A 16,161-nucleotide genomic window follows, 5' to 3' on the forward strand; every position below is an offset into this window, starting at 1 on the left:
CGACCCTGTCAGAAGGTTTCCCAGTTATCCGCAGAACCTGCTCGCGCGGGTGCTGCAATTAACGCGGGTTGAGCCACCGGGCGTGGTGCAAAGCCCTGAGCCAGACCGTTATGGCGCGGCAATGCGCCATTGGCGGTGGCAAGACGGAACACCGAAACCGCGCGGGTCAGGTTTTCAGACTCAGCTTCCAGCGTATGTGTGGAAGAGGCAGCCTGCTGAACCAGCGTGGCGTTTTGCTGTGTCACCTGATCCATCTGCGTCACGGCAATAGAAACCTGCTCAATGCCGCGACTCTGTTCGTCCGACGCAGAGGCGATTTCACCCATGATGTCCGTCACGCGGGTGACGGCACGAACGATGTCATCCATGGTGTTACCGGCAGATTCCACCAGCGCGGAACCCTGGCTGACGCGGCTGACAGACTCATCAATCAGCGCTTTAATTTCCTTGGCGGCCTGCGCACTGCGCTGCGCAAGGCTGCGGACTTCACCGGCCACAACCGCAAATCCGCGGCCCTGCTCACCCGCACGGGCAGCTTCGACAGCCGCGTTCAGCGCCAGAATGTTGGTCTGGAATGCGATGCCATCAATGACGCTGGTAATTGCGCTGATTTTTTTCGAGCTGCCCGCAATGTCATTCATGGTTTTCACCACATTGCCGGTCAGTTCGCCGCCTTTTTCGGCGGTATTCGACGCATCACGCGCCAGCTGAGTTGCCTGACGGGCGTTCTCAGCATTCTGTTTCACCGTGGCGGTCAGCTGTTCCATGCTGGCAGCCGTTTCTTCCAGCGCCGAAGCCTGCTGTTCGGTACGAGAAGACAAATCGGTGTTGCCTGCTGCGATACCTTTCAGGCCTGCAAACATAGTGTCCGCCCCGTGACGAACGGTACGCACCGTTTCTGCCAGCGAGGTCTGCATTTGTTGCAGGCTTTCGAGCATCACTTTGATTTCATAGCGCCCTTCTACGACGATTGGCGCAGAGATATCGCCGGAGCCGATGCGGTCAAAATGGGCACGCATGGTGGTCAGCGGACGGAACAGGATCCGGCGGGTAACCATCAGCGCCAGTGCTGTCAGCGCCAGCAACAACAGGGTGATTACCGTGGTGTTGATCATCACACTCTGATAAGACGCCGCAGTCTGGGTCTGCGCCTGCTGGAAACGACCGCTGACATAGGCGACATAATTGCCGACATCCTGCTGGAACTGATCCTGATATTTTTGCGTCGGGCTGGCGAGAAACGCATCCATGTCGCCACGCGATAGCGAATCAATCAGCACCTGCAACATGCCGTGCAGGGCTTCGTAGCTGGCCTTGTTAACGGCGGTCAGCTGTGATGCCTTTTCAGTTCTGCGCGGCAGAGCCAGGAATGCAGCGTAAGAATCTTCAGCACTTTTCAGGCTGTTTTTCGCATCGGCCATCAGTTGCGTGACAGTTTCCTGAGGCTGTTTCAGTGCCAGACGCGTGGCCGCGCGGTTCAGGGTGTTACGGGTTTGCAGCAGATAAGACCAGCTCTGGCTGAGCGCATCACGCTGCTCAGCGGTGTTGGATATCTGCTCAAAATTCGTTTTATCCGTGTGGGCGGTATACAGTGACAAGCCGCTGCTCACCAGTTGCATCACAAAAAAAACGACTAATAACAAAAACATGCAGGTGGACACACGGATGTGCTTAAACATGGATAACCTCTTTTATGTGCCGGCCCTGACCGGCACAATCTTGCCTATAAAGCATGCGATGTACGTGGCTCAGAAGGTTTCCCAGTTTTCGGTTAAATCTGTACTTTGTGCTCCGCCTTTTCCGGCTTTAGAACCTGAAAGGTTCGGAGTCAACAGAGGCAGTCTTGCCGAAGATGCCGGGTTCTGACGCACGTTGTTATTTGTGGTCTGACTCAGCGTAAACACGGCCACAGATTGCGTCAGCAGGCTGGCCTGCTCTTCCAGTGCCGCCGAAGCGGAAGCGGATTCTTCAACCAGTGAGGCGTTCTGCTGCGTCACCCGATCCATTTCAGTAATGGCTTGTGCGACCTGCTCGATCCCGCGGCTTTGTTCATCAGAAGCCGACGTGATTTCGCCCATAATGTCGGTCACACGCGTGACGGCGTTCACCATGTCATTCATAGTTTCACCAGCACTTTCTGCCAGAACTGAACCGGTATTAATGCGGCTGACAGAATCATCAATCAGCCCTTTAATTTCTTTTGCTGCCTGCGCGCTGCGCTGCGCCAGGGTACGAACTTCACCGGCCACGACCGCAAACCCACGCCCCTGCTCGCCTGCACGAGCGGCTTCGACCGCGGCGTTCAGCGCCAGAATGTTGGTCTGGAAGGCAATCCCGTCGATAACACCGGTAATGTCGGTGATTTTCTTCGAGCTGCTGGCGATGTCATTCATGGTATCAACCACGTTAGCCACCACTTTGCCGCCCTTCTGCGCGGTTTCTGAGGCGCTCAGTGCCAGCTGGCTAGCCTGACGGGCATTTTCGGCGTTCTGTTTCACCGTCGCGGTCAGCTGCTCCATGCTGGCTGCAGTTTCTTCCAACGCAGAGGCCTGCTGTTCGGTACGCGAAGACAAATCACTGTTACCCGCCGAGATTTCGCTCGCGCCACTGTAAATCGCATCGGCACCGTGACGTACGCCGGATACCGTGCGGATCAGTTCGTCCTGCATGTACTTGAGACTATCGGCAAGCTGGCCGATTTCATTACGGCTTTTCACGACTATTTCGTGCGTGAGGTCACCGGTTGCAATTTTGCGGATGGTATCGACGATATTTTTCAGAGGATGGATAAGGATGCGCTGCACGCCGGTCCACGCCAGAATGATGAATACCAGTAAGACAATCAGGACCGTACCCAGCATCCACATCGCATGCGTGAAGGAGTTTTCACTCACTTTCACCGCATCGTTGTAGAGATGATCGTTCTGGTCGATATAGGTCACGAACGCTTTTTCGAAGTTGTCCTGATATTGCTGCGTAGGTTGTTCGAAGAAGTCGTTAATACGCCCCAGACCAATCAGCTCAATCAGTTCAGAAAGCGCATCATGCAGCACCTGATACTGCTTTTTGGCATCCGCGGCGTACTGTGGATTCTGGCTGGCATCTACCGGGATTTTTTGATAATTGGCGAAATGCTGATCGGCGATTTGCAGATCTTTCGTCGCCGTATCAATCAGCTCTTTGACCGTGGCACCGCTGCCCATCTGGTTCGCGTCGAGCATGAAACGGATACCCGCACGGTTTAAGGTGTTACGGGTCTGGAGCAGGTAGATCCAGCTGGCATTGAATTCTGCCTGCTGTAAACGAATCTGCTGAGAAGTCGTGAAGTTGTCTTTATCTGTCTTTAAAGACTTAAAGAACAAGCCTCCGGATACCAACTGTAAAGCACCGAAGACCACCAGTAAGATCACGATTCCCGTGACCACTTTCATACGGTTAAACATGTTGTTCCTTTTTGAATTGGATTTATCTGGAACAGTTATCGGCAGAAAGTGCGGGAACTTTATGTGATGAGGATCGGATTTTTTCGCAGGGAAATCGGGGGGCAGGCAACCGTGGCGACAAAACGCTTCAACAGCGCGATACGTTGTGCGTCAGGGTTACCAGCAGGTCGTTGTGGATAGTCAGCACGACGCCTTTAAGTAATTCTGTGGTGTTATCGATTTGGAAAAGGGTTTTGAGTTTATCGATATCGTTGCCGATTTTACGCCCTTCAGGGAAAGGCGTTTTTTTCAATTGGTTTCGAGTTTTCGTTCTCTCCCTCTTACGTTAAACAACCCATAACTCAGCAGCGCGAGGATCCATACACCTATCCCGCCATACATCAGAATTCCGGCAAATCCCTCTGTCAGCACCTGTTCAACCTGACTATGCGCTAATGACACGTCGCTTCCACCGGCAATACGCTCAGCCAGCGCATAAGGATCCGCCGCGCCAGGTATTATTTTCTTCAAACTTTCGGCTATACCCGTAACAAGCAGACTGCCCATCAGCGCAATGTTGATAGCCAGCGTAATCAGCCGTGCACTGATATCCATTCCCGAGGCCATGCCCGCGCGACTGCCGGGTACCGAACTCGTTGTCGTATTGGTGACGGGAGTGTTGGTCATGCCGAGCGCTGCGCCTGCCAGTAATGCGCCGGGGAGCAGGCTTTGATGATAATTGACCGCAATTTGCATCAGCATAAACCCCGCTCCTATCGCAAACAGTCCCAACGGAATAATACGTGCGGCACCAAACCGTGAAGTGAGCTTTTCACCCAGCGGCGGCAACAGTAATGTTGGCAAGGTATACGCCAGTAATGCCAGGCCGGTTGAAAAACTGTCATAGCCCAGCCCGCTCTGGTAATACACCGGCAGATAAATCATCAGTGGCCAGAAACTGAAGTTCATGCCAACCGACCCCATCAGCGCCCCGGAAAATGGCCGGATGCGAAAGACTGAAAAATCAAACATCGGGCGCGGATGCCGTTTTTCTATCCCCACAAACAACAATGCGCTTAGCAAAGTCAGCAGCAACAATATGCGTGCCAGCGTGCCGCTCCAGCCAAGAACACTTCCCTGCGTGATCAGATACGTTGCGCCAAGCACCGTGGCAGAAAGCGTCAGCAGCCCCCCCACATCGAGCTTTTTCGCCTGTATGTCCCTTGACTCCACTACGTTGGTCAGGGCCAGAATCAGCGTGATGATGGCGATAAATACGTGGATCAGAAATACCCAGTGCCAGCTCATCCATGTCACCAACATGCCGCCGATAACCGGCCCAAACCCCAGCCCGAAACCGAACGTAATTCCCCATGCGGCAAATGCCTGACTGCGTGCTTTTCCTTGCGGGAATTGCGACGACAAAATCGCAATCAGACACGTCAGCATTGCCCCGCCGCTCAGTCCCTGCAGGAAGCGTCCGGCAATCAGCCAGGCGGCGCTGCCCGCCAGACCGCACATCAGAGAGGTCAACCCGAAAGCGGCAATACTGATAATAAATACCCGTTTGCGACCATAACGATCGGCCAGCGTACCGGTTGCCATCAGTACCGTCGTACAGGCCAGCGTGTAGGCATTCATAATCCACTGCAGCTCACGAAAGCTGGCATGTAACTGCTGTTCAAGTACCGGCGAAATCACCGGAACGCTGGAGATTTCCAGTCCGGACATCAGGGCTGCCAGACAAACTGCCATCAGTGCCAGGGTGTTCTTCATATCGTATTCCTGCAAATGTTCAGAGAACGACAGCATGTAAGATTGCGCGCGTTGTAGAAATCAGGCCGGATGCCATGTATCGTCAAGATCATGCCAATATGAGGATTCATGTTAATGCTTAAAGCTGAAACGACGGCGATGGCTTCTGTCCATGCTCCGAAAAACCGGCGTCTGGTTTTGCTGGCTTATGAATGTCTGTGCACTTTTGAATTCGGCATTGCGGTTGAAGCTTTTGGTCGCGCCGATGAACTGACGGGAGAACCGCTTTACGAGTTATCCGTCGCGTCAGCAGAAGAAGGAACCTTTGGCGCACAAGGCGGTGTCCGGCTGGTGGTTGATGGTGGGCTGGAATTGCTGGAAGACGCGGGAACGATTGTGATCCCCGGCTGGCGCAGCATCCACGAACCGGCTTCTGAACGGCTGATTACGGCACTGCAAAAAGCGCATCAAAGCGGGACGAGAATTGTGTCTATCTGTGCGGGAAGTTTCGTGCTCGGCGCTGCCGGTTTACTGGACGGCAAACGCGCCACCGCCCACTGGAACAGCACCGATGTACTTGCGCAGAGATTTCCAAACGTTCAGGTCGAGCACGGCATGATATATGTCGATGAAGGCAGCATCATCACCTCTGCCGGGGGAGCGGCGGGCGTCGACTTGTGTCTGCATCTGATCCGACGCGATTACGGCATTGAAGTTGCGAACCGCACGGCGCGCCGCATGGTGACACCGCCGCTGCGCGAGGGAAATCAGGCGCAGCTTATCCAGCAACCGGTCCCGCGTCATCAGACCAAAACGCTCGCCCCCATGCTGGACGATTTGCGCAGTCATCTCAATACGCCGCTGGTGATTGAGCAACTCGCCACACAGGCAGGCATGAGTCGTCGTACTTTCTTGCGCCGTTTTCACGATGCCACCGGCACAACGCCGGGCGAATGGATGCTGGGAGTCAGGCTGGAAAAAGCCTGCGCCCTGCTGGAAAACGGGAAACTGAGTGTTGATCGCGTAGCCGAACAAGCAGGATTTGGATCACCTGAAACGCTGCGGCACCACTTCCGTCAGCGGCTGGGAACAACCCCGACTAAATGGCGGAAAGAGTTTATTGGGAAAAATCTGGTGGGATGAAATAGGTGGCGGGGATGCCTGTATGGCAGTGAACATCCAGAACAACAGGCATCGGCCTATACCAATTTTCTAAGCTGCCTGTACGGCAGTGAACCGTTCAGTTTTCTGTTTCTGGCGTTGAACTACGAAAGATTATTCCTGTTTGGGCAAAAATACCCTCTTTTTTTGATGGGTAACAGGATTTATAAAAATCAAAGAGTTAGACAAAGTGCAGAAAAGAGGGTGAGTTCGAAGATGGCATTAATACCCCATCCCGGCCTTCCCCTTCGCAGGGGCAGGAGAAATGCTACATCCCTTCCACCTTTGAATTTACGTAAGAGAAACAGAACGAAGGTTTTATTCGATCGACTTTGGCTTGCTCAAAAATCTTGCTGAACGGAGCGGCTTCGAGACCTATGGCTCGAAGACCGAGAGAAGGCACCGCGGAGCGGCAAGATTTTGCGCCACACGCTGTGTTGACAGAATATGTCCGTCGCACCCGCGACAGCGCGGAGTAAAAAGAGCGTGGAGTCCAGAGGCCCGCGCGAGTGCGGGTCTCTGGACTGGTGTGGGCGGCGAGCCCAGGATCTTGACTTTAAGACTCAAATCTTAGTAACGCTATCAACCAGTGCCATTTCTTCACTGCTCAGCAGTTTTTCGATGTCCACGAGGATCAGCATCCGGTCGCCGAGCGAGCCGAGGCCGGTCAGGTATTCTGTCGACATGGTTACCGCGAATTCTGGTGCCGGACGGATCTGTTCCTGACTCAGTGACAGCACATCGGATACGCCATCAACAACAATACCGACCACGCGGTTTTCGAAGTTCAGAACGATCACCACGGTGTTTTCATTGTAAATCACATCTTCCTGAGCGAATTTCACGCGCAAGTCGAGGATTGGCACGATAACGCCACGCAGGTTGGTGACACCTTTAATAAATGCAGGCGTGTTAGCGATGCGGGTTACCTGATCGTAGCCGCGGATTTCCTGCACTTTAAGGATATCAATGCCGTATTCTTCGTCGCCTAAAGTAAAGATCAGAAATTCCTGACCTACTGTTTCGCCCGCAATTTTAGACACGGTTGCAAGTCCTGCCATGTTGTTCACCTTTGCTTTTATCTTTAAATTGGCCTGAGTTTTCACACCCGGCGACAATGAATGTCGCCGGAAGCTTTGCTTGTTATGCGGCAGATACGCCCGTTGCCAGTTTGTCGCGGTTAAGTGCCTGCAATGCAGACACATCAACGATCAGCGCCACGCTGCCGTCGCCTAAAATGGTGGCAGCGGAAATACCCGGCACTTTGCGATAGTTACTTTCCAGGTTTTTCACCACCACCTGGTGCTGACCAATAAGTTGATCAACCAGCAAGGCGTAGCGGCGTCCGGCGCTTTGTAAGATCACCACGATGCCCTGAGTCGCTTCTGTTTTCGCATCTTTCACGTCAAAGACGTTGTAGAGTTCAACCAACGGCAGGTACTCACCACGTACCTGCAGAACGCGTTCGCCACCGGCCAGCGGATGCAGGTCTTCGGCCAGCGGTTGCAGTGATTCCATCACCGCATTCAGTGGAAGTATGAAGACCTCTTCGCCAACTTTAACGGACATACCGTCGAGAATCGCCAGCGTCAGCGGCAGCAGGATACGGATGGTCGTGCCCTTCCCTTGCTGGGAATGGATTTCGACATGACCGCCCATTTCCTGAATGTTACGTTTCACCACGTCCATGCCGACACCTCGGCCTGACACATCCGTGACTTTCTCAGCGGTCGAGAACCCGGCAGCAAAAATCAGCATGCCGACTTCTTCATCGCTCATGTTTTCGCTGACGTTCATGCCCTGCGACGCGGCTTTCGCCAGAATACGTTCGCGATTCAGACCTGCGCCGTCATCGATGACTTCAATGCAGATGTTGCCGCCCTGATGTTCGGCGGACAGCGTCAGATTGCCGGTCGGTTCTTTGCCGTTGGCAAGACGCACTTCCGGCGTTTCCACACCGTGGTCGAGGCTGTTACGCACCAGGTGCGTTAACGGGTCAATGATACGTTCGATCAGGCTCTTATCCAGTTCGGTGGAGCTGCCGAGCAATGTCAGTTCAATCTGCTTATTCAGTTTGCTGGCCAGATCTCGCACCAGACGCGGGAAGCGACTGAAGACAAATTCCATTGGCATCATACGAATCGACATCACCGATTCCTGCAAATCACGGGCGTTGCGTTCCAGTTGGCCCATGCTGTTGAGCAGGTCACTGTGCACCACCGGATCCAGCAGGTCTGAACGCTGTGCCAGCATCGACTGGGTGATAACCAGTTCGCCGACCAGGTTAATCAGCTGATCCACTTTCTCTACGGCCACACGGATGCTGGTAGATTCAGCCGCTTTAGGGGCGCGCGCTTTTGGCGGTTCGCTGCCTGGAACCGCAGTCAGAACCGGAGCCTGACGCACGGCGACCGGCGCGGCTTCAGTCACTGCCGGAGCGGAGGCTGCAACAGGAGCGGAAGGTACGGAAGCAGACGCCTGTGTGAAACTGATCTGTTCCGGTTCCAGTACAAAACAGAGCACGGCGATAATGTCATCTTCGGTCACCGTGGTGATAAGCGTAGCTTCCACACTGTCTGCGGTTTGTACCGGATCTTTGATTTCGCCCAGGTTGCCCAGCTCTTCGAGCATCACCGGGACTTCCTGCGTTTTCAGCCCGGAAAGACGTACACGCATACCGCCACTGCCCGCTGTCTGGGCAACAGGTGCCGGTGCTGCCACGGCAAGTTCGTCTTCCACTAGATGAAGATCTGCCGCAGGCTCGCGCTGTTCTTGCGCTTCGAGGGCCAGTTGTCTCAGGGCTGCACAGATATACTCAAAGCTTTCTGCGTCAGGATCCCGGGAAGATTTATAGGCGTCGAGTTGCTCCTGCATAATGTCTTTTGTTTCCAGAAACAGGTTGATGATGTCGGTGCTCAGGCTCATTTCAGCGCGACGTGCACCGTCGAGCAGGTTTTCCAGTAAGTGAGTCGTTTCCTGTAAAACCGTAAATCCAAACGTTGCTGCCCCGCCTTTGATTGAGTGCGCTGCGCGAAAAATTGCATTGAGCTGCTCAACATCCGGGGCCTGCGGATCAAGTAACAACAGATGTTGTTCCATGTCCGCCAGCAGCTCGTCTGCTTCATCAAAAAATGTCTGATAAAAATCAGTAATATCCATGCTCACGTGATCACCTCTGCTGTGAATCGCGGCTTGTTAATGTGTCGCAGGTGCCGTGCCTGCCGCGACAGCCGGAGCTGCCGTCGCAGGTTGAGCGCCTGCCGAGGGTGTCACTGGCGTCTGCGTCTCAATCCCGGTTATTGATGGTGCCTGTACTTGTGATGGTGCTGGTGCTGCTGATGAATCAGGTACTGCTGGTGCAGCCGGAGCCGGGCTCATTTTTGGCGCCAGCGCGGGTGCCGTCTGACGTCCCGGCACTTGTCTTTGCAGTTCGCCTGCGTCACTGATCGTGATCGCTTCGCCCTCGCTGTTTTCTCGTTCAATAGCTTCTTCAGCGTGTTTATTAAGAACTAAAATGCTGATGCGCCGGTTAATCGCGTCGCCCGCAGGATGGTTTTTTAACTGCATAGTGGATCCCATGCCCATCACGCGCAGAACTTTGCCTTCGCTGAGTCCGCCGATAATCATTTCGCGACGTGAGGCATTCGCACGATCTGTCGAGAGTTCCCAGTTGCTGTATCCGCGTTCACCCTGCGCATACGGCATATCATCGGTATGACCGGCAAGGCTGATTTTGTTCGGGAAATCATCCAGTACCGGCCCGATAGCGCGCAGAATATCGCGCATATACGGCTCGACAATCGCACTGCCCAGCTGGAACATCGGACGATTTTTGCTATCAATAATCTGGATCCGCAGACCCTGCTCGGTCAGATTGATCATCAGATGCGGGCGCAAATCTTTGAGCCGCGGATCGGATGCCAGCATGTCTTCAAGTTTCTGCTGCAACCGTTGTAAATCCCCGGCCTCGCGTTTGCTCTCGCCCTGTGACTGATCCATTTTATGCACTTCGCCATCCTGCACGGTCGGGTCTTCCCCGCCGCCAGGGATCGGGCTGGTTGCATCACTGCTGCGCGGCCCGCCGGTTATCGCCACCGCCAGCGGTGTACGAAAGTATTCGGCAATTTGCACCAGTTCTTTAGGGCTGGAGATCGAAATCAGCCACATCACCAGGAAGAAAGCCATCATCGCTGTCATAAAATCAGCGTAAGCAATCTTCCACGAACCGCCGTGATGCCCTCCGCCGTGCTTACTCTTTTTCTTGCGGACAACAACGATTGGATGGCTCTGATGCTTCATACTTTTTCTTCTTCAGTTTGTTTCTGACCCGGCGACTTAACCTGGCGAACGTGCTCCTCCAGTTCGATAAAGGAAGGACGCTCAGAGGTGTACAACGTCTTACGGCCAAACTCGACGGCAATTTGTGGCGCATAGCCATTGATACTTGAAAGCAATGTCACTTTGATGCACTGCATCATCTTGGCGTTTTCCGCGCTTTTCTGGCGCAGGACGCTGGCCAGCGGAGAAATAAAACCGTACGCCAAAAGGATACCGAGGAAGGTTCCGACCATCGCATGCGCAATCAACGCACCCAGTTCTGCTGCCGGGCGGTCCGCCGCGGCCAGGGTATGAACGATGCCCATAACCGCAGCAACGATACCGAAGGCAGGCAGCGAGTCGCCAACCAGCGCCAGGCTGTTAGCAGGGACTTCGCTTTCGTGCTCGTAAGTTTCGATTTCCTCATCCATCAATGCTTCAATTTCAAAAGCATTCATGTTGCCGCTCACCATCAGGCGCAGGTAATCCGTCAGGTATTCGACTAAATGTTTATCGGCAAGGATGCGCGGATAATTAGCGAAAATATCGCTTTCGTTGGGATTGTCGATGTCATTTTCCAGCGACAGCATCCCCTGTTGACGTGATTTCGCCAGCAACCGGTACAGCAACGCCATCAAATCCATATACAACGCTTTGTTGTATTTCGATGCGCGAAACAGCTGAGGCAGCGCGCGCAGTGTGGACTTAATCGCTTTACCGTTGTTACCCACGAAAAAGGCACCGATGCCTGCACCGGCTATGATGAGTAATTCTGCGGGTTGGTATAACGCGCCCAGTTCACCGCCGACGAGCATGAAACCGCCGAACACTGAGCCCAACACCACGATGTAACCTATTATCACTAGCACGATGAATCCTTAATTCGATGTGGTTTTAGGGCGAGGAAAAGCGCGAGCCATGTTTTTGCCAACATTTATGCCGCTAAAACGTGCATAAAAGATGTCAGATAATGACTGAGATGTTCGGGGGAAATTGATGAGCGGTGTTACCACCGCTCAGAAAGACTTACTGCAACCCAACCATCTCAAACAGCGCGCTTGACCTGTTCGTCCAGCTCTTGAGATGTTATATCGGCAACCTGCGGGGAAAGTTTACGTTTTTTTACGGCTCGGGATGGGGGCTGGCAAAGACTGCAAACAAACCCGTGACGGGGCTGGTGTGCATGGGTAATAAATGAACCTTCACAGCAGTTACAGGCAGAGAGCTGCAACATGCCGCTGTCGACAAAACGGACCAGTGTCCACGCGCGTGTCAGCGCGAGGATCGGCGCTTCACCTGGCTGTTCCGGACATTGTTCGAGATACAGACGGTAAGCCTTAATCACCGCTTCCACCCCATTACAATGTCCGCTCTTTAAGAGGAAAGAGTACGCGTTGTAAAACATGGAAGAATGAATGTTTTGTTCCCAGGTCATAAACCAGTCGGTCGAGAACGGTAACATTCCTTTCGGCGGAGGACTTCCACGCAGTTCTTTGTACAGTCTGATCAGTCGGCCACGACTTAATTGCGTTTCGCTTTCCAGCATCTGCAATCGGGCACCCAGCGTAATCAATTCCATGGCAAGCTGAATGTCGCGCGCTTCCTGAACGATACTTTTTTCTGCCGGTTTGGTTGACGCATCTTTCCCAGACATAGCTACGCCCTTTTCTTCATCGCGCCGCTATCTTTCGCAGCCAGACCTTTAAGCAAATGGCTGGACAACAGAATACCGGTATGGATTTGCTGTAAATCATCCACCCGAGATTCCTGTGTCAGGCGTTCTATTGTTTTACTGTCATCAAAGCGAAACTGGCACAAAAGCTGGTTCGTTTCAGCAAGCTTTACCATTTGCGGCAACGTAAGCTGGCCAAGTGTTTCTGCCATGACGTCATCAATTCCCAACCGGAACATAGCTGAGGCTTTTTCGTCGTTAATCAAACGCTGCGCCAACAGTAAATATGACAGGTTGATATCATATATGTGCTTAAGCAATTCGGACATTCTGTTCTACCCCATTACCGATGCCACTTTTAAAGGTGGCTGATTGATAGACATATTCCATGCAGCGAGCGTTTTACCCGGCGTGACTGGAGTATTTTTTACTATCAAAACAATTGGATCATTGGCTGTTTAATAAATCTCACGATGACAATTAGATTTATCCCGCGGTATTTACTTCACCGCCAATACAAAGTTGTTCCTGATGTAAACTAAATTAATTGTGACAATTGCACTGCTAAGTATTAGTGAAACACTTTAGTTTTGATGTAGTGGCAGGGTCCGTTGCTGTGATGGCGTGTCATTCAGTGAAACGCTTTTACATACATTATTAGGAATAATCTTACTACGACGCAACTCTAACCCCGTTCCCTTTACACATACAATCTTGTCGTGGACGAATTTTGAATAAAGTGTGACGCGCATCACACTTTTGTGATTTATTTTGACTCCAAAAGTGCAATTTATCGTGAGTATTTGCGTAAATTTAAGTCAAAAGTAAAAAACCGTCTAAAAAGCTGTCTTCAAACTGTCTTTTTTCGCCTTTTTTAGATCATTTTGTACAAAGACCACCTAAAGCCAAATGATTAGCACACGCAGTAATTAATCATAGTGCATGTAGTTTTTTATCCTGCTAATTTCAAATAGCATGATCATTGTGCTAATTATGCACAACCCAGTCAGGGCGGGGGTTTTCGGGGAGTTGTCTTAAGGAATTGTGTTTAAAATAAGTACGGATTGTTTCGAAATCGTGAGCAACCACGTGGTTTCAAAAGTAAAAAGAAAATGATTGTAATAATTTATTACAGCGCGAAAGGAGATATCCAGTCATAAGACCAGATTGATAAGGATAAGTGATGAAACAGCAGATTTTTGCCGTGCTTACGTATCGGCAACTCTTCATGAAAACTTTAATGATTGGGGTTAAAAAAGTGGTTTATGTGGCGCAAGCGTAAATTAAAAGCTTAAGAATAGGATTTTTATTACCTGACCAGCTGCACTCACTCGCTTTTACGTACAAAATACGAATAAAACACAACTTTTGCGCAGAGGGTTTCAGGTATAAGTGAATAGCCTGCAAAAGTGAAGGTCATTAAATTGTCTTATTCCTGAAATACGTTTCCAGGATACTGTTGAACAGTGATTACTTTCATTCAAAGCGATTTGATTTGTCATTGAACGTTAATACAGCAAACTAAAAAAAGGCCTGCTGATATTTCAGGCAGGCCATAACTTATTATTATCCAAAAACCGTTTAACGATTAAAAAGGCATAGATCGCGGGTCCGGATACTGATACTCAAAACCGAGTTCTTTACAGATCCGCTCACCATCTACAATTTTGCCCTTTCCTGCTGAAGCTTCATCAGCAAATGTTGGCGGTTGCAGCCCCATCTGTCTGGCCAGTGCCGGATAGAAATCAGCTTTAGCCGGATGTTTCGGCGCGCATAAGTTGAAGGTATGCCCTCCTTTTGGCCGGCTAAGCAGTAATGCGATTGCCGCCACAACGTCATCCTGATGCACCAGATTGACACCGTGCTGTCCGCCTTTCACCTGTGTTTTACCCGCCATGAAACGGCCAGGATGACGGTCTCCGCCCACCAGACCCGCCAGTCGCAGCACGTCGACCGAAGTATTGGGCAATCCGTGGAACCAGTTCTCCAGCTCTTTGAGGACCTTGCCGCTCGTTGTTACCGGCTCCAGAGGTGAATCTTCACGCACAGTGCCTTCTGCTTCTCCATAAACTGACGTCGAACTGGTGAAAATAATCCGCTTCACGTTATGCGCCAGCGCGCTGTCAGTTAGAAGCTGCACTGCCTGGAAATAAAGTTCACTTCCCTCTACAGTCCGGCGCGCAGGCAGAGTGATAATCAGGGCATCAACATTGAGCAGACGATCAAGGTCCTCCGCTTCGCACTCCATTTCTGGCGCGAAAACCAGCGGAAAGCATTCGATCCCCACCATTCTTGCGGCGTCCACTCCATCGAGCGTCGTTTTGCTGCCCACCACATCGTAACCTTTTGAAGCCAGCGCCATCGCCAGTGGCATTCCCAGCCAGCCCAGACCGATAATCGAAACCTTCTTCATACTTTGCTCCGTTTGTTCAGAGGCATTTGGCATCACATCACCAACTGCTGATATCTTCCTTTATACTAGCAAATATCGCCTTTTCCCCGTTCAGTCTGCGTAAGGTTTTCTTCAGGTCTGTTAACAGATCATTCAATTTTTAGATGAAACCCCTTCCTCTGATAAGAAAAACTCATCATCCGAAAAAAAGGTTGCGCTGCTGCCGCCCGATAGTTTAGTTTTATTGGCAACGAATTTGATATGTGCGGCGAATGACTCAAACCTGGATCACGCGGCATTTAAATCACCCGATTGAGATACTGACATGACAAACGTTCTGATTAACCATCATCATCACCATCACCCTGACTAGTCTTTCAGGCGATTGGTGCTGGGAGACTGTTTAGATCTTCCAGTGGCGCAGAACGCAGAGATAGCCCCCGGAAGATTTCTTCCGGGGGCTTTTTTTTGGCCTGACGGATTGAAGTTGAAGAATTTTACACAAAACGATTTATATAAATAATTGAGAAACTGAGGTCATCATGCTGGATAAAACACGTTTACGGATAGCAATGCAGAAGTCGGGTCGCCTGAGCGATGAATCACGCGAATTGCTGGCGCGCTGCGGCATTAAAATCAATCTTCAGGAACAGCGTCTCATCGCTTTCGCTGAAAACATGCCCATCGACATTTTGCGCGTACGTGATGACGATATCCCGGGACTGGTGATGGATGGCGTGGTTGATCTGGGTATCATCGGCGAAAATGTGCTGGAAGAAGAGCTGCTGAGCCGTCGCGCACAAGGCGAAGACCCGCGTTACTTCACGCTGCGTCGGCTGGATTTCGGCGGCTGCCGTCTGTCACTGGCGACTCCGCTGGACACCGAATACACCGGCCCGCAAAGTCTGCAAAACGCGCGTATCGCCACCTCTTATCCGCACCTGCTCAAGCAATACCTCGACAAAAAAGGTGTTGATTTCAAATCCTGCCTGCTGAACGGCTCTGTTGAAGTCGCACCCCGCGCTGGTTTGTCTGATGCGATTTGTGACCTGGTGTCGACCGGCGCAACGCTGGAAGCCAACGGCCTGCGCGAGGTGGAAGTGATTTACCGCTCAAAAGCCTGTCTGATCCAGCGCGACGGCGAAATGCCACAGGAGAAGCAACTGCTGATCGACAAAATGATGACCCGTATTCAGGGCGTTATTCAGGCTCGCGAATCCAAATACATTATGTTGCACGCGCCAAGTGAGCGTCTGGACGAAATCGTGGCCCTGCTGCCGGGTGCAGAACGTCCGACCATTCTGCCACTGGCAGGCGATCAGCAACGCGTGGCCATGCACATGGTCAGCAGTGAAACTCTGTTCTGGGAAACTATGGAGAAACTGAAAGCGCTGGGCGCCAGCTCCATTCTGGTTCTGCCAATCGAAAAAATGATGGAGTAA

The 16,161-nt window shown here is 51.9% G+C and carries 13 protein-coding genes and 1 other annotated feature; of the genes, 2 read left to right on the forward strand and 11 right to left on the reverse strand.

Annotation, left to right across the window (positions count from 1 at the left end):
- Positions 1 to 8: 8 nt before the first annotated feature.
- The 4 genes from D5398_RS14240 to D5398_RS14255 form a co-directional block, all read right to left on the reverse strand.
- The gene (locus D5398_RS14240) at positions 9 to 1,679 is read right to left on the reverse strand and encodes a methyl-accepting chemotaxis protein (RefSeq protein ID WP_120508218.1); all 1,671 of its coding nucleotides are present in this window, start codon (positions 1,677 to 1,679) and stop codon (positions 9 to 11) included.
- Between the two features lie 69 nt (positions 1,680 to 1,748).
- The gene (locus tag D5398_RS14245) at positions 1,749 to 3,443 is read right to left on the reverse strand and encodes a methyl-accepting chemotaxis protein (protein WP_120508219.1); all 1,695 of its coding nucleotides are present in this window, start codon (positions 3,441 to 3,443) and stop codon (positions 1,749 to 1,751) included.
- 127 nt (positions 3,444 to 3,570) lie between these two features.
- Entirely contained in the window at positions 3,571 to 3,735 is a 165-nt protein-coding gene (locus D5398_RS14250; protein WP_244216767.1) for a hypothetical protein, read from the reverse strand.
- Positions 3,732 to 5,198, reverse strand: a complete 1,467-nt coding sequence (locus tag D5398_RS14255; RefSeq protein ID WP_120508220.1) for an MFS transporter — start codon at positions 5,196 to 5,198, stop codon at positions 3,732 to 3,734. The genes D5398_RS14250 and D5398_RS14255 overlap by 4 nt, the downstream gene beginning before the upstream one ends.
- 114 nt (positions 5,199 to 5,312) lie before the next feature.
- Here D5398_RS14255 and ftrA point away from each other — a divergent pair, with 114 nt between their 5' ends.
- A complete protein-coding gene (ftrA, locus tag D5398_RS14260) occupies positions 5,313 to 6,320 on the forward strand; it encodes a transcriptional regulator FtrA (RefSeq protein ID WP_244216768.1) in 1,008 nt (335 codons plus the stop codon).
- A gap of 581 nt (positions 6,321 to 6,901) precedes the next feature.
- Here the strand turns inward: ftrA and cheW are convergent.
- The 7 genes from cheW to D5398_RS14295 all read right to left on the reverse strand — a co-directional run bounded on the left by cheW (position 6,902) and on the right by D5398_RS14295 (position 14,740).
- Positions 6,902 to 7,399, reverse strand: a complete 498-nt coding sequence (gene cheW, locus D5398_RS14265) for a chemotaxis protein CheW (RefSeq protein ID WP_120508222.1) — start codon at positions 7,397 to 7,399, stop codon at positions 6,902 to 6,904.
- 82 nt (positions 7,400 to 7,481) lie between these two features.
- Positions 7,482 to 9,503, reverse strand: coding sequence for a chemotaxis protein CheA (gene cheA, locus D5398_RS14270; RefSeq protein WP_120508223.1), 2,022 nt, complete (start codon positions 9,501 to 9,503; stop codon positions 7,482 to 7,484).
- 30 nt (positions 9,504 to 9,533) lie between these two features.
- Complete coding sequence (gene motB / locus D5398_RS14275) at positions 9,534 to 10,637, reverse strand: flagellar motor protein MotB (RefSeq protein ID WP_120508224.1); 1,104 nt, start codon at positions 10,635 to 10,637, stop codon at positions 9,534 to 9,536.
- Positions 10,634 to 11,524 (reverse strand): flagellar motor stator protein MotA, encoded by an 891-nt coding sequence (motA, locus tag D5398_RS14280; RefSeq protein WP_120131053.1) that lies wholly within the window; start codon positions 11,522 to 11,524, stop codon positions 10,634 to 10,636. Before motA ends, motB begins: the two co-directional genes overlap by 4 nt.
- 176 nt (positions 11,525 to 11,700) lie before the next feature.
- A complete protein-coding gene (flhC, locus tag D5398_RS14285) occupies positions 11,701 to 12,309 on the reverse strand; it encodes a flagellar transcriptional regulator FlhC (RefSeq protein ID WP_120508225.1) in 609 nt (202 codons plus the stop codon).
- 2 nt (positions 12,310 to 12,311) lie between these two features.
- Positions 12,312 to 12,656 carry a flagellar transcriptional regulator FlhD gene (gene flhD / locus D5398_RS14290; protein ID WP_120508226.1) on the reverse strand — a complete coding sequence of 115 codons (345 nt, stop codon included), beginning with the start codon at positions 12,654 to 12,656 and terminating at the stop codon, positions 12,312 to 12,314.
- 1,259 nt (positions 12,657 to 13,915) lie between these two features.
- Complete coding sequence (locus D5398_RS14295; protein WP_120508227.1) at positions 13,916 to 14,740, reverse strand: SDR family oxidoreductase; 825 nt, start codon at positions 14,738 to 14,740, stop codon at positions 13,916 to 13,918.
- A gap of 327 nt (positions 14,741 to 15,067) precedes the next feature.
- Positions 15,068 to 15,189: a sequence feature (His leader region), on the forward strand.
- Positions 15,190 to 15,261: 72 nt separating this feature from the next.
- On the opposite strand from D5398_RS14295, the gene hisG reads away from it, so the two are divergent.
- Positions 15,262 to 16,161, forward strand: a complete 900-nt coding sequence (gene hisG, locus D5398_RS14300) for an ATP phosphoribosyltransferase (protein ID WP_013575087.1) — start codon at positions 15,262 to 15,264, stop codon at positions 16,159 to 16,161.

The sequence above is a fragment of the Rahnella bruchi genome, assembly GCF_003614975.1.
GTDB classification, from domain to species: Bacteria; Pseudomonadota; Gammaproteobacteria; order Enterobacterales; family Enterobacteriaceae; genus Rahnella; species Rahnella bruchi.